The sequence below is a fragment of the Ruegeria sp. BB9 genome (genome assembly GCF_056539345.1).
The window spans coordinates 166,671-188,825 of sequence record NZ_JBQFUU010000001.1; the positions used below are offsets into that span (position 1 = coordinate 166,671).

At 60.1% G+C, this 22,155-nt stretch carries 22 protein-coding genes; 5 read left to right on the top strand and 17 right to left on the bottom strand.

Annotated elements, in window-relative coordinates; translation table 11 throughout:
• Positions 1–16 precede the first annotated feature (16 nt).
• From ACR0FC_RS00810 to ACR0FC_RS00865, 12 genes are all read right to left on the bottom strand, one after another.
• The gene (locus ACR0FC_RS00810) at positions 17–562 is read right to left on the bottom strand and encodes a prepilin peptidase (protein WP_170337526.1); all 546 of its coding nucleotides are present in this window, start codon (positions 560–562) and stop codon (positions 17–19) included.
• Positions 563–565: 3 nt separating this feature from the next.
• Complete coding sequence (locus ACR0FC_RS00815) at positions 566–1,417, bottom strand: tetratricopeptide repeat protein (protein WP_170337527.1); 852 nt, start codon at positions 1,415–1,417, stop codon at positions 566–568.
• Positions 1,418–1,446: 29 nt separating this feature from the next.
• Positions 1,447–2,028 (bottom strand): tetratricopeptide repeat protein, encoded by a 582-nt coding sequence (locus ACR0FC_RS00820; protein WP_170337528.1) that lies wholly within the window; start codon positions 2,026–2,028, stop codon positions 1,447–1,449.
• Positions 2,029–2,032: 4 nt separating this feature from the next.
• Positions 2,033–3,016 carry a type II secretion system F family protein gene (locus ACR0FC_RS00825; RefSeq protein WP_093962760.1) on the bottom strand — a complete coding sequence of 328 codons (984 nt, stop codon included), beginning with the start codon at positions 3,014–3,016 and terminating at the stop codon, positions 2,033–2,035.
• Positions 3,017–3,026: 10 nt separating this feature from the next.
• The gene (locus ACR0FC_RS00830) at positions 3,027–3,995 is read right to left on the bottom strand and encodes a type II secretion system F family protein (protein ID WP_093962759.1); all 969 of its coding nucleotides are present in this window, start codon (positions 3,993–3,995) and stop codon (positions 3,027–3,029) included.
• 11 nt (positions 3,996–4,006) lie between these two features.
• The gene (locus ACR0FC_RS00835) at positions 4,007–5,458 is read right to left on the bottom strand and encodes a TadA family conjugal transfer-associated ATPase (protein WP_170337529.1); all 1,452 of its coding nucleotides are present in this window, start codon (positions 5,456–5,458) and stop codon (positions 4,007–4,009) included.
• Positions 5,459–5,485: 27 nt separating this feature from the next.
• Positions 5,486–6,721 (bottom strand): CpaE/TadZ family protein, encoded by a 1,236-nt coding sequence (locus tag ACR0FC_RS00840; RefSeq protein WP_093962757.1) that lies wholly within the window; start codon positions 6,719–6,721, stop codon positions 5,486–5,488.
• Between the two features lie 197 nt (positions 6,722–6,918).
• A complete protein-coding gene (locus ACR0FC_RS00845; protein WP_093962756.1) occupies positions 6,919–7,548 on the bottom strand; it encodes an OmpA family protein in 630 nt (209 codons plus the stop codon).
• Between the two features lie 16 nt (positions 7,549–7,564).
• Positions 7,565–8,971: a type II and III secretion system protein family protein gene (locus ACR0FC_RS00850; RefSeq protein ID WP_093963039.1), complete on the bottom strand. Its 1,407-nt coding sequence runs from the start codon at positions 8,969–8,971 to the stop codon at positions 7,565–7,567.
• Positions 8,972–9,167: 196 nt separating this feature from the next.
• Entirely contained in the window at positions 9,168–10,049 is an 882-nt protein-coding gene (gene cpaB, locus ACR0FC_RS00855) for a Flp pilus assembly protein CpaB (RefSeq protein WP_170337530.1), read from the bottom strand.
• Between the two features lie 277 nt (positions 10,050–10,326).
• The gene (locus ACR0FC_RS00860) at positions 10,327–10,578 is read right to left on the bottom strand and encodes a hypothetical protein (RefSeq protein ID WP_170337531.1); all 252 of its coding nucleotides are present in this window, start codon (positions 10,576–10,578) and stop codon (positions 10,327–10,329) included.
• A gap of 244 nt (positions 10,579–10,822) precedes the next feature.
• Positions 10,823–11,050: a Flp family type IVb pilin gene (locus tag ACR0FC_RS00865; protein ID WP_093962753.1), complete on the bottom strand. Its 228-nt coding sequence runs from the start codon at positions 11,048–11,050 to the stop codon at positions 10,823–10,825.
• A gap of 353 nt (positions 11,051–11,403) precedes the next feature.
• Here ACR0FC_RS00865 and ACR0FC_RS00870 point away from each other — a divergent pair, with 353 nt between their 5' ends.
• Positions 11,404–12,270, top strand: a complete 867-nt coding sequence (locus tag ACR0FC_RS00870; RefSeq protein WP_170339382.1) for a lytic transglycosylase domain-containing protein — start codon at positions 11,404–11,406, stop codon at positions 12,268–12,270.
• Positions 12,271–12,320: 50 nt separating this feature from the next.
• Here the strand turns inward: ACR0FC_RS00870 and ACR0FC_RS00875 are convergent, their stop codons facing one another.
• The 5 genes from ACR0FC_RS00875 to tldD form a co-directional block, all read right to left on the bottom strand.
• Complete coding sequence (locus tag ACR0FC_RS00875; RefSeq protein WP_170337532.1) at positions 12,321–12,947, bottom strand: CoA transferase subunit B; 627 nt, start codon at positions 12,945–12,947, stop codon at positions 12,321–12,323.
• Positions 12,947–13,651, bottom strand: a complete 705-nt coding sequence (locus tag ACR0FC_RS00880) for a CoA transferase subunit A (protein ID WP_040634234.1) — start codon at positions 13,649–13,651, stop codon at positions 12,947–12,949. The genes ACR0FC_RS00875 and ACR0FC_RS00880 overlap by 1 nt, the downstream gene beginning before the upstream one ends.
• Before the next feature lie 114 nt (positions 13,652–13,765).
• On the bottom strand, positions 13,766–16,366 hold the full coding sequence (gene topA, locus ACR0FC_RS00885; protein ID WP_170337533.1) for a type I DNA topoisomerase: 2,601 nt from the start codon (positions 16,364–16,366) through the stop codon (positions 13,766–13,768).
• A gap of 149 nt (positions 16,367–16,515) precedes the next feature.
• Complete coding sequence (dprA, locus tag ACR0FC_RS00890; protein WP_170337534.1) at positions 16,516–17,646, bottom strand: DNA-processing protein DprA; 1,131 nt, start codon at positions 17,644–17,646, stop codon at positions 16,516–16,518.
• Between the two features lie 227 nt (positions 17,647–17,873).
• Positions 17,874–19,295: a metalloprotease TldD gene (tldD, locus tag ACR0FC_RS00895; protein ID WP_170337535.1), complete on the bottom strand. Its 1,422-nt coding sequence runs from the start codon at positions 19,293–19,295 to the stop codon at positions 17,874–17,876.
• Between the two features lie 176 nt (positions 19,296–19,471).
• On the opposite strand from tldD, the gene coxB reads away from it, so the two are divergent.
• From coxB to ACR0FC_RS00915, 4 genes are all read left to right on the top strand, one after another.
• Positions 19,472–20,383, top strand: coding sequence for a cytochrome c oxidase subunit II (gene coxB, locus ACR0FC_RS00900; RefSeq protein WP_170337536.1), 912 nt, complete (start codon positions 19,472–19,474; stop codon positions 20,381–20,383).
• Positions 20,384–20,465: 82 nt separating this feature from the next.
• The gene (gene cyoE, locus ACR0FC_RS00905) at positions 20,466–21,422 is read left to right on the top strand and encodes a heme o synthase (RefSeq protein ID WP_170337537.1); all 957 of its coding nucleotides are present in this window, start codon (positions 20,466–20,468) and stop codon (positions 21,420–21,422) included.
• Positions 21,419–21,580, top strand: a complete 162-nt coding sequence (locus tag ACR0FC_RS00910) for a hypothetical protein (RefSeq protein ID WP_170337538.1) — start codon at positions 21,419–21,421, stop codon at positions 21,578–21,580. The genes cyoE and ACR0FC_RS00910 overlap by 4 nt, the downstream gene beginning before the upstream one ends.
• A complete protein-coding gene (locus tag ACR0FC_RS00915) occupies positions 21,580–22,155 on the top strand; it encodes a cytochrome c oxidase assembly protein (protein ID WP_093962748.1) in 576 nt (191 codons plus the stop codon). Before ACR0FC_RS00910 ends, ACR0FC_RS00915 begins: the two co-directional genes overlap by 1 nt.

Below are 22,155 nucleotides of genomic sequence, written 5' to 3' on the forward strand. Positions count from 1 at the left end.
GCGCAGACATGATGGTTTACGAGCCGTTAATTGCGCCCAAAATCAAATAGATGCCAAGACTCGCACCCAAGGCCAGCCCCATGGGGAATTTCTTGCCCTGATCCCAGCTTTCCCAGTTCGGAGCGATCTGGCGCAGGCGGGAGTATTTGGCCAGCCGATGGGTGGCAAACGCGGCCAGCGTCGTGACCATCAGAATCACCATCACCAGCAAGAAGTCACCAACCCATACGAACGGAGCCGCAGCCGCGCAGAACTTGGCGTCGCCCGCACCCATGGCGCCTGCGGCATTGAGAAGAATGCCAAAAAACAGCACGACCACCAGATGGAACAGCTGCCAGGCATAAACCGGCAGAGAAAACTGCAAAGGCCCGATGCTGGCCCCAACCCAATCGCCGGACCAAGGTGGCAGCACAATCAGCCCGACCACCAAAAAAACCAAGGTCAGAGCGGTAACCGCATGGTTCTTGATCTTCATTTCCCGCATGTCGGTGAACGCGACATAGAAACAGATGGGCAGCACAAATGGTAGAAACCACTGGGCTGCCACTGCAGGAATTTCCATGCCTTATGCTTCCTCGAGCGCGCGGAGCGACCGAACCGCTTCGTCGAAATGCTGCGGATGGGTGGCGATTGCTTCCCGGAACAGGTTCTTGGCAGTGTTGATGTCACCGCGCTTCACGGCCGAGATGCCCATCGTGTTCAAGAGTTCCGCGCGTTCGGTCTGGGACATCGGGATCACCGGCATGGAATAATTACCCTGCGCCGAGCGGGCAAGAACCAGGTTGTTCTTCGCCGTGAACAATGAACTGTCCTGTCGGATGGCTTCGGTGAACAGGCGCTCGGCCTCGGAATATTGGCCGCGGGTCAACTTGGAATACCCCCAGTTGTTCATCACGCCGGCCGGCCGTGTTGTCAGCCCGATTGCGGTTTCATAGAACTGGTCCGCACGCTTCCAATCCTTGCTGGCATCTGCCACCAAGGCTTCAAGCCGATAGCGTTTGAACGTCTCGTAGGTCGGGGGGATCTGGTCCAGCGCTGCCTTTGCCGCCTTCCAATCACCACTGCGGACCAACGAGTCCGCATAATCGACGCGATCCGCGTTCGTTGCACCGGACATCGCGGTCACGCGCTTCCAGGCGGCCGATGCTTCGGTGCTGCGCTTGGCGCGGGTCAGCGAAATGGCAAGGCCACGCTGCAAATCGATCCGATCTGGATTCTTGCCGGCGGCTCCACGGAAATAGGTCACTGCCTCGTTCGGGTCAGCCGCATTGAGCATCACGTCGTTGAGGTTCGTCTCATCGATGACGTTCACTTCCTGGAACGTGCGTTCGACCTTTTCCTCTTCGGTTTCTTTTGCGCATGCAGACAGGATCAGCCCGCACACGACGACTGTCGGAATCAGGAGTTGTTGGCGCATTTTTGCGTCCCTTACTGCTCTTGCCTCTGTTACTGGTTCTTCCGCAGCAGGAAAGCTCCGTTCCCTTGCTGCTCCAGCGTATATTCTTGTTCTTGTGGTGTATTATTAACAGGATTTTCCATTTTTGCGAGCGCTAAGCGAAGATTGTCACGGATTGCGTCACTTTCGCCATTGTCCAGCGCATAGGCCCTTTGGAAGACCTGCGCGGCCTCGGCATACTCACCTTTTTCCATCAGCAGAACGCCGAGATTGTTCCACGCAACCGACCAATCCGGGTCTTCCTCGACCGCTTGTCGCAACAAGGGCTCGGCTTGTCCCAGCCGCCTGAGGCCGAGATTGGCGGTTCCGATCGAGGTCAGGATTTCCGGGGTCATCCCTTCCGTCAGGGCCGCGCGGGTGAACGATTCCATGGCCAGTTCGTATTCTCCGGCTGCCATCAATCGGTTCCCGACAGCAATTTCGTCAATCGGTCCACCTTTGGGGTCGACGCCGGGGGCAAAAGGCCCGTTCGAAAGACTTGGGTCCGTACACGAAGCCACCACGGCAAGAACCGCGGTGGCTATCATTAGGCGGTGGAGCCCAAAGCGGGCGCACCGGTTGCGTGAGGGCATGGGCTTATTGGCCTCTGTTACCGAACTCCATGATGCCTTTCGCCGAAGGACCGACCAGAATGATCAGCAGCGGCGGCACCGTCAGCATCATTGTGGCAAGGGTCATTTTCGTTGGCAACTTGTTCGCGGCTTCTTCGGCGCGCATGACGCGTTTGTCGCGCATCTCGCCGGCATAAACCCGCAGGGCGTCGGCAATCGACGTACCGAATGTGGCCGATTGAATCATCACCGTCACGAAAGAGCTCACATCCTGGACACCGCAACGCGTCCCGAAATCGCGCAGAACTTGATCTTTCTCTTTGCCGGCCTTCATCTCATAGGCGACTATCTCGAATTCCTGCGCAATATCGGGGTAGGAGGCCTTCATCTCGCCGGCCACACGCACGATCGCCTGGTCCAGAGACTGACCGGCTTCCACGCAGACCAGCATCAGATCAAGCGTGTCGGGAAAGCCCGCGATAATGTTCTCTTTGCGCTCTTCGATCCGGCGCGTGATCCAGTATTTGGGAATGTAGTATCCGATGGCACCCGGCACCAGAACGCGGATCATCATTTGCTGACCGGTGAATTCCTGCCCGTTTGAAAACACGGTCACCAGGAGAACACCCAAAACGATCCCGGTGATCCCCAACGCAAATTGCGCAAAGTGGAAGAACCGAACGGAATCTTTCGAGCGGTAACCGGCCTGGCGCAGCTTGAGCTCCATGGCCGAGTATTCTTCTTCATCTTTCGGCTCAAGGAAGGTCGCGAACTTTTCAAGCTGTTCGTTCCGGCCCGAGTTGCGCAACTGATCCTTCTTGCCGCGCTTTTCCTTTTTGGGTGCAGCGTTTGCACGCTGCAGCTTTTTCAAGGGATCTTCCGGCTGGTTCAAAAGGATCGGAATGGTCACCAGGACCATGAACAATCCCAGCACGCCGACGACGATCAGCGGGCCGAACTCGCCCAATTGATCCGTCAGCATGTCGTTGATTTGGGTCAGAAATTCCATGGTCGTGCCCTCAGACCTTGATGTTGGTGAGAATGCGCATGACGATCAGGTTCAGCGTCAGCATGATCCCCACGACAAAACAGGCGGGAATGAACCATTTGTGGTCCAGAACCGAGTCATAATACCCGGGGTCCTTGACCAGAATGAAAACCAGGCAAAACAGTGGGAACCCCGACAGGAACTTGCCCGACCACTGCGCCTCGGCCGTGATCGCCTTGACCCTGCGGAACAGACGGAACCGTGCGCGGATCACCTTGGCAAGCCCGTCAAGGATCTCGGCCAGGTTGCCGCCCGACTGCTGCTGGATGCCAACGGCGACCGCGAGAAAGCGCAAATCCTGCATGTCCAGACGTTCGGCCATGTCCTTCAACGCCTCGCCCACGTCACGGCCATAGGCGCATTCGTCGGCAATCACGCCAAATTCGGTCGCAAGCGGATCCTGCACCTCGTTCGCGACGATCTGGATCGTCGAAACGAACGGGTTGCCGACCCGAAGTGAGCGCACCATCAGTTCCACGGCATCGGGCAACTGCTCTTCAAGCATGCCCATGCGCTTCTTGGCCTTGTGATTGACCCAGGCATAGACAGCGCCGATACCGATTGCGATCGACAGAGCTGCCCGCAGGATTGTGTCGGTTCTGGTGCCGATGCTCAGGCCCATGAACGCGACCACGGACACCAGTGCCATGATCATGACCAGTTGCCGCGGGCTGAAGGCAATCGCCGCCTTCTGGGCCTTGTCGGCCAACAGCGAGTAGAGCGGAATGCTCTGCGACTTCATGTGCTGCTGCATTTCCTTGCGCAGCTGCTCCAGAACCTGTTCGCGCCCGACGCCTTTGTCGATCATGTCCAGACGGCGATTGACGCGGCTGTTCAGGCTGATGGATTTGCCGAAAGCCACCAGATAGATACCTTCGACCAGCGCCAGAACCCCGACGAAGATCGCGACATAGATGAGCGCCTCGGTTGGCAGTTGCATGCCCTGATCTCCTACATTGTCGTCGGTTCGTAGATCGATGCGGGCAGGTCATACCCCCACAGACGGAACCGTTCGGAATAGTGGCTGCGAACGCCGGTGGCCGTGAAATGACCAATGATCTTATTGTCGGGCGTCAGGCCAACTCGTTGGAATTTAAAGATTTCCTGCATCGAGATTACGTCACCTTCCATCCCGGTGATCTCGGTGATCGAGGTCATGCGGCGCGAACCATCCTGCAGACGGCTGGCTTGGACGATCAGGTTCACAGCGCTTGCAATCTGGCTGCGCACGGCCTTGATAGGCATTTCGATCCCGGCCATCGCGATCATGTTTTCAAGTCGCGAGATACCGTCGCGGGCCGAGTTGGCGTGGATCGTGGTCATCGAGCCGTCGTGGCCAGTGTTCATGGCCTGCAGCATGTCGATCACCTCGGCGCCGCGCGTTTCGCCCACGATGATGCGGTCAGGGCGCATCCGCAGGGCGTTCTTCAGACAGTCGCGCGGGCTGACTTCGCCTTTGCCTTCCACGTTGGGCGGGCGGCTTTCCATCCGGCCCACATGGGTCTGCTGCAGCTGCAGTTCCGCCGTATCCTCGATGGTCAGAATGCGTTCTGCGTCATCGATGAAGCTGGACAGCGCGTTGAGCGTGGTCGTCTTACCCGAACCCGTACCACCAGACACGATGATGTTCAGACGAGTGGAGACGGCGGCCTGAAGATACGCGGCCATTTCTTCGGTAAACGCGCCGAAATTGACCAGATCGTCGATGCCAAGCTTGTCTTTCTTGAATTTCCGGATGGAAACCAGGGACCCGTCCACCGCGATCGGTGGAACCATGGCGTTGAAACGAGACCCGTCGCGCAAACGGGCGTCAACATAGGGGTTGGATTCATCGACCCGGCGACCAACGGCGGACACGATCTTGTCGATGATCCGCATCAGGTGCTTTTCGTCTTTGAACGACACGTCGCTCAGTTCGAGCTTGCCGAAGCGTTCGACAAAGATCTGATGCGGACCGTTGACCAGAATATCGCTGACCGAGTCGTCTTGAAGCAGTGTTTCAAGCGGACCCAGACCGGTGACTTCGTCGTACAATTCCTTGTTCAACTGGGTCCGGTCTTCGCGATTGAGAACGATGCTCTTGGCTTCCAGAACCTCGCTCGCGATCGCGCTGATTTCGGTGCGCAATTCGGCTTCGGCTGCATTTTCCAGTGCGGCCAAGTTCAGGTTTTCCAGAAGCTCCCGATGCAGCTCGATCTTGATTTCGCTCAGCCGTTCCTTGCGCTTGCGCTCGCGGTCGTTGCCCTTGGCTTCCGCCGCGGTTTTGGCCACCGGTTTGCGGGCAATCGCGGTGGACGGCGAAGGTGCCGCTGCCGGAGCAGCTGGGGTTTCGGCGGCCTTGGGGGCTTGTGAAGGGGTCGCAACCGGCTGCGCACCTGATGGTTTCTTGTAACGTGAGAACACGGCGGTTTCTCCCCCTGATAGCCTTTGTTATGCCGCTTCGGCGCTGTTGCTGCCGAGGCTGTGCAAGGATTGAGCAAGCTTTGCGATTTCGCGGCGAAGAGGGTTCTTGCCGGCCGAGCTGGCCAAAGGCAGACCATGGTCGCCGCTTTGCATGACCGGCTTGCCGCCATCCGGCAGCTGCAGGTCAATCGAGATTCCCAGGCTTTCACCCATGCGCTTGACGCGGCTTTTGCCGCTCAGGTCCGTGAACTTGGGTGCGCGGTTCAACGCAAAGCGAAGCTTGTTGAACGGCAATTCCTCGGCCTGAAGGGCGCGTTTCAGACGCAACGCGTTCTGAGCGGACCGCATATCCAGTTCGATCAGAGCAAAATAGACATGCGCGGCCTGCAAAACGGTCTCGGACCAGTGCACCAGCGTTTTCGGCATGTCGACCACGACATAGTCGTAGTGCTTGCGGGCCATGTCGATCACCCGCTGGATATCTTCGTGCGTGAGAATATCCAGAGGCACCATGTCGGTCGGGGCCGTCAGAACATCCAGCTTTTCGTCGAATGTCTGCAGAGCCTGCCCAAACACTTCGTCATCCATGGCCACGGTGTCCGACAGCATTTCGAACACGGTTTCACGGCGGGGCAGGTCCAGATAGGTCGAGATGGTTCCGTATTGCAGATCCAGATCGATCAGGCAGACCTTGGGTGCATCCTTTTGCGATACGGTTGCCAATTCCCAGGCCAGGTTCACGGCCAGAGTCGTTGCACCGACACCACCGGCCAAGCCCTGAACTACAAACAAAGCGCCTTCTTTCGAAGCTCCTGAGGCCAGCGGGACGGAAACCTGTTGCGGAGTCACGACAGGTTCGGGCGCATTCATGCGGTCGATCGCTTCCTGCAGTTCGTTCTCGGGAAGAGGGTAGGGGACGAATTCATCGGCACCCTTGCGCAGCAACTGATGAAGAGCGGCGGGGGTCACGTCCTCGGCAATCAGGACGACTTTGATCTTCTTTTCCTTGGCCTGGGTGATGATCTCACCCATCAAGGTCAGGTTGTCCTCGTCCTCACCGTCGATCGCGAGGGCCACGAATTGAAGTGACTCAGCTTCGGGCTGGCTGAAAAAGGCCAGAGCCTCGGCAAAGCCAAGGTCACCCCAGCGCTCGCCCAAAGCGGCTTCCATGTCCTCGATCAACAGGTCGAAGTTCTGGACATCTCGGCTGATGGTACAGGCCAGAATGCCGGTGTCGTCGTTTTGCGGCGTTGCGCTCGTCATTAACACAATCCTCGTCGTGAGAGCGCAGCAAACGTCGATACAATACCAGTCCGTGTTTCAGCTTGCTGTCGCCCTAAGCGGTCAATTCTGGCCGCAGGTCACCCAATTGTTCACAATGTTGCGTGGAAGTGGGGCAAGAATTGGGCGCAAAAAAACCAATTGTAGGGAATTGGGCGACGATGCCGCCCAATTTCTGATTATTGTTCGCTGGTGTCGCCGATGGCCGTTTCGCGGCGCAGCTGGCTCTTGAATGTCGCGCTTTCGATGTACTCGCGATAAACGAAGTCAGCATACTTGCCATCCAGGATGTTGGGATGGCGATCGACCAGACCCGACACCTCGGTAACGGTGCGGCGGTTGCGGCGATCCCGATTGGGTGTGGCCACCAGTGGCTGCGTTTTGCCATAGGAAACAACGGCTTCCAGACGCGAGCGGGAAATACCCTGTTGCGCGAAGAAGTTGACGACCGCTTGCGCGCGGCGAAGACCCAGACTGTTGTTGTAGGACTGGGATCCGACGGCGTCGGTGTGGCCGTACACGCGGAAACGTGCTTCGGGGAACTGTTTGATCCAGTTCGCCTGATACAGCAGAATCTGGCGTGCTGCCGAATCCAGCTGCGCACTGTCGAACGCAAAGTTGATCTGGGTCGGAACCTCGGCAGCGAATCGCTGCGCCAGGATCTGGCCATAGGTCAACTCGCCGTTCATGACCTGGATGTTGTTCAGCGTTGCGTTGCCGAATGCGCCCTGGTCCACTTCATAGCCGGCCTCACGGGTACAGCTGGCGACAGCGACTGTAAGACCCAGTGTGATGATCCACTTCTGCATTGGTCTGTCCTCCCTATCAATCCAGGACGTAGCCGTAGGAGTTGCCAAAGTCCTGCTTGGCGACTTCCGATGCGGCTCCATTGCCAACCCGTTCCGTCCGGGCAGTTCTGCCGTTCATGAACAGGTCGAATTCGCTGGGCGGCTTCACGCGGTCGGTCGGCAGCGCCAGGGCTTCGCCCCGGGTCGGGGAAACCAGATGCGCGGTGATGATGATCACCAGTTCGCTCTGCTCGCGCTGGTACTCCGCGCTGCGGAACAATGCACCCAGAACAGGTACGTCACCCAACCACGGGATTTGGTTGCTCAGGTCGGTAAAGTCGTCCTGAATCAGGCCGGCGATCGCAAAGCTCTCACCATCTCGCAGTTCGACCGTTGTGCTGGTCTGGCGCGTGATGAAGCTGGGGACCGTGTCACCGTTGATGGTGAAGTTCGAGCTGGTGTCGATACTGGACACCGCCGCCGCCATCTCAAGGTTGATCAGGTCACCGTCGACGACGCGCGGAACGAAGTCGATTTCGACACCGAAAGCCTTGTATTCAATGGCAACCACACCGTCATCCTGAGGAACCGGAATCGGCACTTCACCACCGGCGAGGAAGGTTGCCTCCTGCCCGGACAGTGCCGACAGGTTCGGCTCGGCCAGGCTACGGGCCAGACCCTTGGCTTCCAGCGCTTCCAGCAGCAGCCGGACCTGGGTGGAGCCTGCGCCAAAGCCGAACAGAATCGCGCCAGTATTCGACTGAACCGCCGGGATGTTGTTGGCCAACGCGTTGCTCAGGGACAACTGGTTGTTCAGCGTGTTGATACCACCGGTCGCGTCACCGCCGGAAAAACCAAGCGAGGCGGACAGGTTCTTGGCGACCGACCGGTTCATCTCGGCAAAGCGGACTTTCAACATGACCTGCTGTACGCCGCCGACATTCATCAGGTTCGACACACGCTCGGGCGCATAGCGCTCGGCCAGTTCCAGAGCACGTGCCAGTTTGGCTGCGCTGGAGACCGTGCCCGAGAGAACGATGCCGTCATTGGCGGTCCGCACTTCGATTCGCTCATTTGGCAGAATCTGGCGCAGGCGCTCTTTGAATTCGGTCACATCGGGCGCAACGCGAACGCGGACGTTCGTGATCAGGTTTCCGGCGCCGTCAAATAGTGTCAGCGTCGTCATGCCTGGCGCTTTGCCCAAGACGTAGATTGTGCGGTCCGAAAGCGACGAGATGTCCGCAATGCCTGCATTCGCGATGCTGAGCTCCGCAAACGGCTGTTCGCTTTCAACCACGATGGCGCGGTTCATGGGCACATCCAGCGTTTCCGCCGTGCCCTTTTTCACCACGCGAAGATTTTGGGCCCAGGCGGAATCGCCGACCGGGCTCAGAACTAGGGCCAACCCCAAAAGGGTCGAACCAATCAAGGAACGTATTGTCATGTGACCTGCCTCTCCGATCACCACTCTATTTTTTTGGGTCTTATGCCCTATGGTGATGAACTCTGCGCGAATTCCAGATTTATTGCAATAATCAAGGGTTTCTGGAATTTTCCTTATGTGGACAATGCGCAACAACCCAAACGAAACGAGCCGCGCATTATGCGCGGCTCGGGCATGGTAACGCTCTGAATGGGCGTCAGTTTGTGCAGGGGATCGGGGTCTCGACGATCTGGTCGCCGCGGCGAGTCCGGATGGTGCAGACCTTCTCGGCCTCTTTCTTCGGTGCGGGCGCTGCTTCTTCGATTCCCAACAGTTTGCGTTGGTCAACCTCAATCGCACTTGCGATGGTTTCATCCTGAACCCCGACCAAGGCCAGAGACAGGCGTCCGGTGTTTTGCGCCTGCGCCAGGGCCGCGATCTGTTCCGGCGTGGCGGCAACGGTGACGGTCCGGGCAATGGTCGTGCCGGTCACATCCGATCCCGCCGTCTGATCGACGGCGATCAACTCGATATTGGTCTGGATCAAGCGGGTGATTTCCCCGTTTGCCCCTTCGACCGCGCTGCGCAGCGATCCGGTCCAGTACACATCAACAACGTCGCCGGGGCGAAGAAAGCCCGAAACGCCCGAGGCGACATCGACACTGATGGCGAACGCGCGCATACCTTTTTCGAGACGCGAGGTCAGGCCGGCCAGCTCACCCGGCCGGGTGATCTTGACCTCCATGATGGCCTCGTCCTTTTCCATGGTGCGCAGAACAAAGCGTTCATTGTTGCCGGTTTCCGGGAACAGAGCCGTCATATCGGTGAACGAACCTTCCGGAACCGCATTCTCAGGCCATTCCACGACGCGCACATCTTCTTGGGTCAGGCGCTCGCCGTATTTAAGCGGACGTTCAGATACGATCACGCCGACGGTCGGAACGACGTCGACCTTGGCGTTGGCAAGGGCCTCTTCGGCCATCTGCCGTTCACGCGCCAAGGCGTTCTGATACTCGGCAATATAGTTGCGGGCCATATAGACCGCACCGCCAGCCAGGGCGACCCCGACGATCAGGACAAGACCAAATACAGCTCGCATGCGTATACCTCTTTATTGCTCTGGCCGGACCTGTACCGGTCCGGGCAGGACATTGAAACAGCATATTTCCTAAATCGGAATTGTGTCGAAATGTGGGACAAATGGATATTTTTCGTTGTTTTATTGGCACAGAACGTTGCGAACGAGCATCTCGTGACGTGGCGTCTGCTGTATCCCAGCATGGGTTGTGCGGTGCGGAGAAGGCAGGGGGCAAACGCGAACAACCGCGCCCGGCTGGCGCGGTTGTCATGTGGCCGGTTGGCCAAGTTCCCGAAAATCAGTTGCCGCCGGATCCGTTCGATCCACCGGTGATGATCCCGCCAACGGCCGTGTTGCTGTCGCCGGTGCTGATGCTGATTGCCGAGTCGGAAAGGGCCGCCTCAACATCGTCAGCCAAGCCCTCGGTCCCACCTTGGATCAAAGCGTAGGCAATCGCTGCCAGGCCGGTGACGGCTGCGGTCAGGACCACCCAGTCGACGGTGATCGCACCGCTATCATCTTTTTTGAAGTTCCTGATGAACTTGATCATTTCGCGTCCCTCCTGACAGAGTGATTCCGCCCAGTTCCGGTTTCTGATGGCGACCAGAATTCTCGCGGGCACCTAAATACTAGTTATCAAAGACTTAAACGCGGTCTCCGTGGCGGAAATTGGGCCAAACGTGGGCCATGCTTGGCCCGGCGCCCGAAATCCGATGCGCAGCGTCTGTCTTGCTTAAAAGGAAAAGGCCGCGCCCTTGGGCGCGGCCTTGTATCCCGATTGGGATGAAGTCAGCTTAGTTGCTGCCAGCGGTGGTGATACCACCAGCTGCCGAGTTCGAACCGGTGCTGATCGTTGCGCTGGTCAGGGCGCTTGAAACGTCGGTTGCCAGGCCGGTCGCGCCGCCTTCGATCTGCTGGTAAGCAACGGCTGCCAGGCCAACAACGGCTGCGGTCAGAACGACCCAGTCAACAGTTACGGCGCCGTCTTCGTCTTTGCGGAAGTTCTTGATGAACTTGATCATGTTACGTCCCTCCTAAAGGATCAAAAAGTCAATAAAACCTCGGGGTCTTTCAGAGCTTCATCTCTCAGTCGGCTCATGACCGTCTCGGTATGGCACTATGTTTGCCCCTCGTGCGTGGCAGGAATTGGGCCAAACAACGAATTTTTTGCCTCAGGCTTAACTTTTTGGTCATTAATCTTGTAACTCATTGAAAGAAAGAATAAAAAATTTTCGACGCCAACCCGTCGCGCTGTTTCGGCGGTGCAAAATTGCGCCAAATGAGGCAAAACCGCCCCAATTCGCTTTGTTTTTCTGGCCTTGCGGGAAGATTCGCGTATCAAATCAACTCAAAAGAACAGATGAGGCAGGCAGAAATGGTTTTCCGGGACGCACTGACATGCGCCGGCGTTTTGGCGTTGCTGGTTGCCGTGGCGGCTCCGGCACCTGCCGCGGATATCGAGCCACGCGGCGTATACAAACGGATCAAGGCTCCCAAGGCGGGGGAACGCCCGCGAGTGACGGTTCAGATCAGTCCGCAAGAACACGCATCAGCACCTTCAGCGCCCAGCACGGGCCCCGATTTGGTCGTGCCCGATATCATAGCCCGGACCAAAGTCCCTCCGGCGGCCTTTCCGGACATAATGAACAAAAAGACCCCCGAGGGCGCGTACAAGGCGTTCTGGGACAAGGTATCGCCGGATATGACTCGAGCCGGCCCTGGCCGCCTTGACGAAGCCCTGCAGGCTCTGGCGGCGACCCAGATTTCATCTCCGCGGCTGCAGAACCTCCAAAAGATCGTCGAGCAGCGCGGGGTCGATATTCTCCGTACGACTGTAGGAACAAAAGTGTCGCCAGCGCTGGTCCTTGCGGTCATGTCCGTGGAATCAGGCGGTCGCCCCACTGCCGTCAGCTCGGCCGGAGCACAGGGTTTGATGCAACTGATGCCTGCCACGGCCAAGCGGTTCGGCGTGACCGACAGCATGTTGCCGGAACAGAATATCGCCGGCGGCGTGAAATACCTGGATTGGCTGATGGGTGAATTCAACGACGACCCGATTCTCGTCCTGGCGGGATACAACGCCGGTGAAGGCGCGGTGCGAAAGCACAATGGTGTTCCGCCTTATGCTGAAACGCGGGACTATGTCCCCAAGGTTCTTGCCGCCTTCCAGGTGGCCCGAGCGTTGTGCGCCACTCCGCCGATGCTGATTTCCGACGGGTGCGTCTTTCAGTCAATGAATTGAAAAAGGCCCGCCGAATGGCGGGCCTTGCGGTTTCTCCGTTTGCTCAGCAGTCAGCTGACGATGGTCGCCTCGGTCGCCGCGCGCATCTCTTCTTCGCTGACGCCATCGGCCAGTTCGACGATTTTCAGGCCGCCTTCGACCACGTCCAGCACGCCCAGGTTGGTGATGATGCGGTCAACCACGCCCTTGCCGGTCAGCGGCAGGGTGCATTCCTTCAGCACTTTGCTGTCGCCGTGCTTGTTGGTGTGGTCCATCACCACGATGACCCGTCCGACGCCGGCCACCAGGTCCATCGCGCCGCCCATGCCCTTGACCAGCTTGCCCGGAATCATCCAGTTGGCCAGATCGCCTTTCTCGTCGACCTCCATCGCGCCCAGGATTGCCGCCGCGATCTTGCCGCCGCGGATCATGGCAAAAGACGTGGCGCTGTCGAAATAGGCGGTGCGGGGCAGTTCGGTGATGGTCTGCTTGCCGGCGTTGATCAGGTCCGGGTCCTCTTCGCCCTCATAGGGGAAGGGGCCCATGCCCAGCATGCCGTTTTCCGATTGCAGGGTGATGTCCTTGTCGCCCACATAGTTCGCCACCAGCGTCGGAATCCCGATGCCGAGGTTCACATACATGCCGTCTTCCAGTTCCTCGGCCGCGCGCGCGGCCATCTGATTGCGGTCCCAGGGCATTACGCTTCCTCCTTCTTGCGGGTGGTGCGCTGTTCAATGCGCTTCTCGTGCTGACCTTGGATGACCCGGTGCACATAGATGCCGGGCAGGTGGATACAGTCGGGATCCAGCGAGCCGCGCGGTACGATCTCTTCGACCTCGGCCACGCAGATCTTGCCGCAGGTCGCCGCCGGCACGTTGAAGTTGCGGGCGGTTTTGCGGAACACCAGGTTGCCGGTGTCGTCGGCCTTCCATGCCTTGACGATGGCCAGATCGGCAAAGATCCCTTCCTCGAGGATGTAGGTCTCGCCGTTGAACTCCTTGTGCTCCTTGCCCTCGGCGATCACGGTGCCGACGCCGGTCTTGGTGTAGAAGCCCGGGATGCCCGCGCCACCGGCGCGCATGCGCTCGGCCAGGGTGCCCTGCGGGGTGAATTCCAGCTCAAGCTCGCCCGACAGGTACTGGCGCATGAATTCGGCGTTCTCACCGACATACGAGCTGATCATCTTCTTGACCTGCCGCGTCTGCAGCAGGATGCCGATGCCGAAATCGTCGACGCCCGCGTTGTTCGAGGCAAAGGTCAGATCCTTCACGCCCGACTCCTTGATCGCTTGCAGCAGCAATTCGGGAATGCCGCACAGGCCGAACCCGCCGGCCGCGATCAGCATGCCATCCCGAAGTATCCCATCGAGGGCCTCGGTGGCATTGGCATAGACTTTCTTCATGGAAAACTCCCCCAATGACATGGTGATGGGCAGGTTGTGCCGCCACGTCATTGGGAAGTCAATGAAACCCGCAGGCGGGTGGTATTTCTACCTAACCGCCCGCGGGGGCCTGGATCAGCCGGCTTTCTTCTTGGGCGCGGCCTTTTTGCGGGTGCCTTTCTTGGCCGCCTTCTCATTGACCAGTTCCACCGCCATTTCGGGCGTCACATCCTCGGGCTTGATGTCCTTGGGCAGGGTCGCGTTGACCTTTTCCCACTTCACATAAGGCCCATAGCGCCCGTCCAGAACCTGGATCGCACCGCCATCGGGATGCTCGCCCAGTTCCTTCAGCGGTTTGGCCGCAGCCCGTCCACGCCGCCCGGGGTTGGCGCGCTTTTCCGCCAACAGTTCGACGGCGCGGTTCATGCCGATCTCGAATACGTCGTTGGGATCCTTAAGGTTGGCATAGACAGGCTTCGCCTCATCCGGCAGCTGGTGCATGATATAGGGACCGAAGCGCCCGAAATTGGCGCTGATCACACCGCCCTCGGGGTGTTCGCCAATCTCGCGCGGCAGGCTCAGTAGGATCAGCGCCTTCTCAAGGTCCATGTCGTCCTTGCTCCAACCCTTGGGCAAAGAGGCGCGTGGCGGTTTATTGTTCTCGGGCGTGGCTTCGCCGCGCTGGACATAGGGGCCGAACCGACCGGATTTCAACCAGATCTCATCCTCGCCATCCATGCCCAGCAGGCGTTCTTCGCCCTCGGCGCCTTCGCCAGCGATGGGGCGGGTATAGTTGCATTCCGGATAGTTCCCGCAGCCCACGAACCCGCCGGTCCGCGAGGTTTTCAGGTGCAGCCGTCCGACCCCGCATTTGGGGCAGATGCGCGGATCAGAACCATCCTCGCGCGGGGGGTACAGCTGTGGGGCCAGCGCCTCGTCCAGCTTGTCGAGCACCTCCGAGATCCGCAGCTCGGACGTCTCGGCGATCGCGGCCGAGAAATCGCGCCAGAACTTGGAGAGCAGGTCCTTGTAGTCGCGGGCGCCGTCGCTCACCTCGTCCAGCTGTTCTTCGAGGTTGGCGGTGAATTCGTAACCCACGTACTGACGGAAGAAATTCAACAAGAAGATCGTGACGATCCGGCCCTTTTCCTCGGGGATCAGGCGGTTCTTGTCCTTGCGGACGTAACCGCGGTCCTGAATCGTGGTGACGATCGAGGCATAGGTCGAGGGTCGTCCGATGCCCAGTTCCTCCATCCGTTTGACCAGGGTCGCCTCGGTATAGCGCGGCGGCGGCTGGGTGTGGTGTTGCAGCGCCAGAACCGCCTCGTTGTCCGACAGGATGGCTTTCTTGTCCGCGCCGTCGGCGGTGGCCTTGTCAAACTGATCCTTCAGCGTGGTCTTGGCAAAGCGCGCCGGATCACCCTGCATGATCTGGGGCAGGCGCTTGTCATCCTCGTCCTCGACATCGTCGCGGCCTTCCTCGTAGACGCGCATGAAGCCGTCGAACAGCACGACCTGACCGGTGGCGCGCAGGCCCACCTGGCCGTCATCGCTGCCGATTTCGACGGTGGTGCGTTCCAGCCGCGCGGCAGCCATCTGGCAGGCGATCGTGCGCTTCCAGATCAGATCGTACAGCTTGCGCTGATCGTCATCCGACAGTTTCAGGGCGGCCGCATCTTTGCTCATGTCCGTGGGCCGGATGCATTCGTGCGCTTCCTGCGCGTTCTTGGCCTTGTTCTTGTACATGCGCGGGCTGTCCGGCACGTATTCGGCACCGAACCGGTCCTTGATCGCGTCCCGCGTGGCGGCGACGGCCTCGGGGGCCATGTCGATGCCGTCAGTTCGCATATAGGTAATGTGCCCGGCCTCGTACAAACGCTGGGCCACCTGCATCGCGTGGCGGGCGCCCATGCCAAATTTGCGGCTGGCTTCCTGCTGCAGGGTCGAGGTCATGAACGGGGCGCTGGGATTGCGCGCGGCTGGCTTCGCTTCGACCGAGGTCACGCTCAGCGCGCGGCTGGTGATGGCCTGCACCGCCAGTTCAGCCTGGGTGGCGTTGGCGATGTCATGTTTGTCCAGCTTTTTGCCGGCCAGCGTGACCAGTCGTGCTTCATAGGTCTGGCCGCGCGGCGTTTCGAACAGCGCCTTGACCGACCAGTATTCCACGGGCTTGAAGGCCTCGATCTCCATCTCGCGCTCGACGATCAGGCGCAGGCAGACCGATTGCACGCGCCCGGCCGATTTCGCGCCGGGCAGCTTGCGCCACAGAACCGGCGACAGGTTGAAGCCGACCAGATAGTCCAACGCGCGCCGGGCGAGGTACGCCTCGACCAACGGCATGTCCACCTCGCGCGGGTTCTGCATCGCCTTGGTCACCGCATCCTTGGTGATGGCGTTGAAGGTCACCCGGCTGACGGCCGTATCCTTCTTGATCGAGCGGCGTTTGGTCAGCGCCTCCTGCAGGTGCCAACTGATCGCCTCGCCCTCGCGGTCGGGGTCGGTTGCCAGGATCAGCGCGTTGTCATCCTTGAGCGCGTCGGCGATGGCCTTGACGTGTTTGCGGCTGTCGGCACCGACCTCCCAAGTCATCGAAAACTCGTGGTCGGGATCCACCGATCCATCCTTCGGAGGCAGGTCGCGAACATGTCCGTAAGAGGCCAGGACCGTGTAGTCGGGGCCAAGGTATTTATTGATCGTTTTTGCTTTGGCCGGGGATTCTACAACAACTACAGGCATTTAGTTAAAAACCTCGCTCGACGGATTGGGCGCCTTCTATGGCCGTGCAAAATGTGTAGGGCAAGATGGATTTGTCAATGCACAGTCTGAAAGGCCCGAAATCCGGCCAAATTGAGACGGTCTGCCCGGGTTGGAACCACCTCGGCAGATCACACGGCGAGGCTCAGCAACCCGCCCGGCTGGCGACGGATCAATCCGTCCAGCTCCAGATCGATCAAAGCGGGGCCGATCACGCTGGCGGGCGCATCAACATCCCGGATCAACTGGTCCTCGGCCAAAGGCGAAGGCCCCAACCGTTCCAGGATTCGGGCGTGGAGCGCCTCGGGAGGAGTGATTGTCTGCGCGACGGGCGCCGTGTCGGGGGCAGGTTCGGACGCTCTGCGCGGCTGCGGGGGCAGGGCGTCGATTACATCCTGCACGCAGCGCACCAGTGTGGCGCCTTCACGGATCAGAAGATTGCATCCGGCGGCGCGGGCGTCGAACGGATGGCCGGGCACGGCAAGAACCTCGCGTCCCTGATCCAGTGCGTCGCGCGCCGTGATGAGGCTGCCGGACTTGGCGGCAGCCTCGACGACGACGACGGCCTGAGACAGACCCGATATGATCCGGTTGCGGCGAGGAAAGTGGCGGGCCTGCGGGGTCACGCCCATTGGTTGTTCGGAGATGCGCAGCCCTTTGGTCGCGATGTTGCAGGCCAGTTCCTTGTTTTCCGCCGGATAGATGATGTCGACGCCACCGGCCATGACCGCAACGGTTCCCGTTTGCAGCGTGGCCAGATGCGCGGCGGTGTCAACACCGCGGGCCAAGCCGGAGACGACTACGTAGCCACTCTCACCCAGGCCACCTGCCAGAGCCCGCGCCATCCTGGTTCCCAAGGACGAACAGTTGCGGGCGCCGACAAGCGAGATCATCGGGCGCTGAAGCACCGACACGTCGCCTACTGCCCAAAGCATAGGAGGGGCATCGTTCAGATCGGTCAGCGCGGTTGGATAGTCGGCGGCCCCAAGGCACAAAAGCCGCGCTTTTGCGGCTTTTGCGGCCTTGAGTTCCGCCTCGATGACGCCGGGCGGGCATATTTCATACCCTGCAATTCCGGCAGCGCGTGCCAATTCCGGCAACGCGGCCAGCGCATTCTGCGCCGAGCCATGTTCGTGCATCAGGCGCCGGAATGTTGCCGGGCCAACCTTGCGCGAGCGCAACAGGCGAAGCCAGGAAAACCGGTCCTCTTCCGTGGTGGGTGGGAGTGGGGGGTGATTGGAAGAAAGCTGCTCTTCGGTCATCCGTCGCTCCGCCTGATTGCAGAACTGGTTTACGGCGTGACGGGTTAACAGCTTGTGAATCGCAGAAAATTTTAGCGTGTTCCAGCGTGGGCTTCGCGAAATAGGCGCGCAAACCTTTGAAGGTAATAACTTTTCTCAGACGGTCATTTTTGATGCGCTACGGTTCATTCCCGCCGGGCCGGCAGCACGGATTAACCATGGTGCCGGCCGCAAGCACACGATTCGTATCAAGCGGCGGATCCTCCGACCGTCAGCCCCTCCATCAGCACCGTAGGCTGCCCCACACCCACAGGCACCCACTGACCGTCCTTGCCGCAGGTTCCCATGCCGGGATCCAGAGCCATGTCGTTGCCCAGGCCCCGGATACGTTTCAGCGCTGAAGGACCGTCGCCGATCAGCGTTGCGCCCTTGACCGGCGCGCCGATCTTGCCGTTCACGACCCGATAGGCCTCGGTGCAGCTGAACACGAATTTGCCGTTGGTGATGTCGACCTGGCCGCCGCCGAAACCTACGGCCCAGATGCCATCCTTGATTTCGGCAACAAGGTCCGCCGGGTTAGCATCGCCGCCCAGCATGATCGTGTTGGTCATGCGCGGCATAGGTTTGTGCGCATAGCTTTGCCGCCGCCCGTTACCGGTGGGGGATACCCCCATCAGGCGCGCATTCTGGCGGTCCTGCATGTAGCCGGTCAGGATGCCGTCTTCGATCAGCACGGTGCGCGAGCTGGGCGTTCCCTCGTCATCCACGGTGATCGATCCGCGACGATCCGGGATCGTTCCGTCATCCACCACGGTCACGCCCTTGGAGGCGATCCGCTGCCCCATCAGCCCGGCAAAGGCCGAACTCCCCTTGCGGTTAAAGTCTCCTTCCAAGCCATGCCCGATGGCCTCGTGCAGCAAAATGCCGGGCCAGCCGGGGCCCAGTGCAACTTCCATCACGCCGGCCGGAGCGGGAACGGCATCAAGGTTGACCAAAGCAATGCGCAGCGCCTCTCGGACCTTGTCCTGCCAATCGGACGGGTCAATCAGGCCGTCCAGACCAACGCGGCCACCACCTCCGGCCGATCCGCTTTCGCGCCGGCCGTTCTGTTCGACGATGACCGACACGTTCAGGCGGGTCATCGGACGAACGTCGCGTACCATGGTGCCATCGGGGCGGAGGATCTCGACCTCTTGCACGGACGCGGCGATCACGGCGCTGACTTGAACCACCCTGGGGTCCAGATCGCGCGCAAATCCGTCGATTTCGCGCAGAGTCTCGACCTTGACCGGGAAGCTGGCGGATTCGATCGGGTCCGCATCCGTATAAAGCTGCTTGTTTGTGCGCCTTGGCGGGGCGGCCAAAGTGCCTCCACCGTCGCCAACCGCCAGCCGGGCGGTTTCCGCAGCACGTTTCAGCGAGGGCATTGATACATCGGTCGAGTGGGCATAACCGGCCACATCACCCTGCACGGCACGCAGCCCGAATCCCTCGGACGCATCGTAAGATGCGGTGCGCAGGCGCCCATCGTCAAAGGCAAGTGTTTCGGATTTCCGACGCTCGACAAACAGCTCGCCGTCTTCGGCCCCGGCGGTGGCCGAGCGCAGTACGGCCAGTGCCTCGTCATGCGGCAATGCGGTCTCGAACGGGCGAAACGGGGCTTGAGTCATGGGTTGCGGCCTTTCGCGTTTGATCCAGATCAAAAATAGCGTCTGTTTGACGCAAGCATTTTGCTTTATCTACCTCCCGGAATATGGTTTTTAACGCGGCCAAAGACAACGGGAGAGGTGTGACCGATTCACACCTGTTCGCCAGAGACGCAAAGATCAAACGATCAGGACAGAAAATGAAGAATGCTTTGATGCTTTCGGGGGTGTTCGCAGCCCTCTCCAGCCTTCCCGCCATGGCTCAGGATCTTGAGATCATCGGCAAGCCGGTCGACGGCGGCATGGGCTTCCAGCCGGCGGCCACCAGCCTGGCCGAAGGGATTCACCGCCTTGACGGTATGATTCTGGTTATCATCACCGCGATCTGTCTGCTGGTCGCAGGCCTGCTGGTATACTGCATCGTGCGCTACAACCAGCGTGTAAACCCGACCCCGGCGCGGTTCTCGCACTACACCCCGGTCGAAATCGCCTGGACCATCGGCCCGATCCTGATCCTGGTCTTCATCGGTGCGTTCTCGCTGCCGGTGCTGTTCAAACAGCAGGAAATCCCCGAGGGTGATGTCGTCATCAAGGTGACCGGCAACCAGTGGTACTGGACCTATGAGTATGTCGATCACGACTTTGCGTTCGACAGCTACCTGCTGGGTCACCCGGCCACCCTGGACGAAGGTGCACGCCCCGCCGATGCGGATGTAACCCCGTTCGTTCTGGACGATGCGATGCGCGCCAAGCTGGCCGATGCCGGCTACAGCGAGGATGAGTGGCTACTGGCCACCGACACCGCCGTCGTGGTTCCCGTCAACAAGGTGGTTGTGATGCAGGTCACCGCGGCTGACGTGATCCACTCATGGACGATCCCCGCTTTTGGCGTCAAGCAGGACGGCGTTCCGGGCCGTCTGGCCGAGCTGTGGTTCCAGGCCGACAAGGAAGGCATCTACTTCGGGCAGTGCTCCGAGCTGTGCGGCAAGGACCACGCCTACATGCCGATTACCGTCAAAGTCGTCAGCGAAGAAGCCTACCAGGAATGGCTGCAGGGCGCGTTGGACGAATACGCCGGCCAGCCGGCGTCGTTCCAGATCGCCTCGAACTGACGATCCCGGGGCCTGAGGCCCGATCGAAACCAAGGACAGGCTGCGCGGCTTTCGCGCAGCTTTCGCACCACAAGGACCTGACATGACCGACGCGAGCATCAATGCCAGCACACTTGCCGCACAATCCGGTGCGGACGAGGCCGGCTTTGGCGACTATTTCGCCCTGCTCAAGCCGCGGGTGATGTCGCTTGTCGTGTTCACCGCGTTGGTGGGTCTGCTGGCCGCACCTGTGCCGGTACATCCGTTCGTCGGCTTCTGCGCCATCCTGTTCATCGCCATCGGCGGCGGCGCCTCGGGCGCGCTGAACATGTGGTGGGACGCGGATATCGACAAGGTGATGAAGCGCACCAAGGGCCGTCCGATTCCGTCGGGCAAGGTCGAGCCCGGCGAGGCGATGGCGCTGGGCCTGGCTCTGTCGGGTCTGTCGGTGATCATGCTGGGCTTGGCGACCAACTGGTTCGCGGGCGCGTTTCTGGCCTTTACCATCTTTTTCTATGTCGTGATCTACACGATGTGGCTCAAGCGCCTGACGCCGCAGAACATCGTGATCGGTGGTGCCGCGGGCGCTTTCCCGCCGGTAATCGGCTGGGTTGCCGCGACGGGCTCGATGACGCTCGAGCCGTGGCTGATGTTTGCCCTGACCTTCATGTGGACCCCGCCGCATTTCTGGGCGCTGGCGCTGTTCATGCGCTCGGATTATGACGACGCCGGCGTGCCGATGCTGACCGTAACGCATGGACGCCGCGCCACGCGGACCCATATTCTGGTCTATACCGCATTGCTGGCTCTGCTGGCCGTGGGCACGGCGTTCTCGGGCATCGGTGGGCCGATTTACCTGGCTGTTGCCGTGGTGTTGAACGCTCTGTTCCTGCGGGGGGCATGGGCCATCTCGCGCCGCACCGAAGACGACGCGGAGGCGGACAATTTCAAGGTCGAGCGCAGCTTTTTCAAGCTGTCGCTGCTGTACCTGTTCCTGCATTTCGGCGCGATCCTCGCCGAGGCGCTGCTGAAACCCTACGGGTTGGGAGGCTGGTCATGAGCCTGCGCAAAAGCCATGAGCTGCACCAGCGTCGCTTCGGCCGCAACCTGGGTGTCGGGCTGACGTTGGCGGCGTTCATCGTGATCATCTTCGGCCTGACCATCGTCAAGGTCTCGGGCAGCGATTTCGGCGTGCCCAGCGAGGAGGTTCAGAACTGATGGCTTTGAGCGGACCGCAGAAGACCGTTGCACAGACCGTTGGTCTGGTTGTTCTGATGGGCAGCCTGGCCTGGGCGGCCGTGCCGTTCTACGACTGGTTCTGCCGGGTCACCGGGTTCGGGGGCACCACGGGCGTTGCCGAGGCCACGCCCGACGATATCCTCGACCGGGTGGTGACCGTTCGCTTCGACGCCTCCAAGGCCAAGGACATGCCGTGGGAATTCAAACCCGTCGAGCGAGAGATGAAGGTGCGTATCGGTGAGACCGGTCTGGCCTTTTACGAAGCATACAATCCGACCGACAAGCCGGTTGCGGGACAGGCATCGTACAACGTGACGCCCTATTCCGCCGGCGGATACTTCCAGAAGATCGCCTGTTTCTGCTTTGAAGAGCAGGTTCTGGAGCCTGGCGAGCGGGTCGAGATGCCCGTAACTTTCTTCGTCGACCCCGAAATGGTGGAAGACCCCGAAGCACAGTATGTTCATACGATCACGCTGTCGTATACATTCTATGAAATAGACCTGCCCGAGGGCTATGCCGCCCTGGATGCGCAGGCAGAAACAAACACGAACTAA

Excerpts from the sequence above, each read along its gene's own strand:
- ACR0FC_RS00810 (WP_170337526.1), bottom strand. The coding sequence starts at position 562 with ATGGAAATTCCTGCAGTGGCAGCCCAGTGGTTTCTACCATTTGTGCTG.
- ACR0FC_RS00815 (WP_170337527.1), bottom strand. The coding sequence starts at position 1,417 with ATGCGCCAACAACTCCTGATTCCGACAGTCGTCGTGTGCGGGCTGATC.
- ACR0FC_RS00820 (WP_170337528.1), bottom strand. The coding sequence starts at position 2,028 with ATGCCCTCACGCAACCGGTGCGCCCGCTTTGGGCTCCACCGCCTAATG.
- ACR0FC_RS00825 (WP_093962760.1), bottom strand. The coding sequence starts at position 3,016 with ATGGAATTTCTGACCCAAATCAACGACATGCTGACGGATCAATTGGGC.
- ACR0FC_RS00830 (WP_093962759.1), bottom strand. The coding sequence starts at position 3,995 with ATGCAACTGCCAACCGAGGCGCTCATCTATGTCGCGATCTTCGTCGGG.
- ACR0FC_RS00840 (WP_093962757.1), bottom strand. The coding sequence starts at position 6,721 with ATGACGAGCGCAACGCCGCAAAACGACGACACCGGCATTCTGGCCTGT.
- ACR0FC_RS00845 (WP_093962756.1), bottom strand. The coding sequence starts at position 7,548 with ATGCAGAAGTGGATCATCACACTGGGTCTTACAGTCGCTGTCGCCAGC.
- ACR0FC_RS00850 (WP_093963039.1), bottom strand. The coding sequence starts at position 8,971 with ATGACAATACGTTCCTTGATTGGTTCGACCCTTTTGGGGTTGGCCCTA.
- cpaB (WP_170337530.1), bottom strand. The coding sequence starts at position 10,049 with ATGCGAGCTGTATTTGGTCTTGTCCTGATCGTCGGGGTCGCCCTGGCT.
- ACR0FC_RS00860 (WP_170337531.1), bottom strand. The coding sequence starts at position 10,578 with ATGATCAAGTTCATCAGGAACTTCAAAAAAGATGATAGCGGTGCGATC.
- ACR0FC_RS00865 (WP_093962753.1), bottom strand. The coding sequence starts at position 11,050 with ATGATCAAGTTCATCAAGAACTTCCGCAAAGACGAAGACGGCGCCGTA.
- ACR0FC_RS00870 (WP_170339382.1), top strand. The coding sequence starts at position 11,404 with ATGGTTTTCCGGGACGCACTGACATGCGCCGGCGTTTTGGCGTTGCTG.
- ACR0FC_RS00875 (WP_170337532.1), bottom strand. The coding sequence starts at position 12,947 with ATGCCCTGGGACCGCAATCAGATGGCCGCGCGCGCGGCCGAGGAACTG.
- ACR0FC_RS00880 (WP_040634234.1), bottom strand. The coding sequence starts at position 13,651 with ATGAAGAAAGTCTATGCCAATGCCACCGAGGCCCTCGATGGGATACTT.
- topA (WP_170337533.1), bottom strand. The coding sequence starts at position 16,366 with ATGCCTGTAGTTGTTGTAGAATCCCCGGCCAAAGCAAAAACGATCAAT.
- dprA (WP_170337534.1), bottom strand. The coding sequence starts at position 17,646 with ATGACCGAAGAGCAGCTTTCTTCCAATCACCCCCCACTCCCACCCACC.
- tldD (WP_170337535.1), bottom strand. The coding sequence starts at position 19,295 with ATGACTCAAGCCCCGTTTCGCCCGTTCGAGACCGCATTGCCGCATGAC.
- coxB (WP_170337536.1), top strand. The coding sequence starts at position 19,472 with ATGAAGAATGCTTTGATGCTTTCGGGGGTGTTCGCAGCCCTCTCCAGC.
- cyoE (WP_170337537.1), top strand. The coding sequence starts at position 20,466 with ATGACCGACGCGAGCATCAATGCCAGCACACTTGCCGCACAATCCGGT.
- ACR0FC_RS00910 (WP_170337538.1), top strand. The coding sequence starts at position 21,419 with ATGAGCCTGCGCAAAAGCCATGAGCTGCACCAGCGTCGCTTCGGCCGC.
- ACR0FC_RS00915 (WP_093962748.1), top strand. The coding sequence starts at position 21,580 with ATGGCTTTGAGCGGACCGCAGAAGACCGTTGCACAGACCGTTGGTCTG.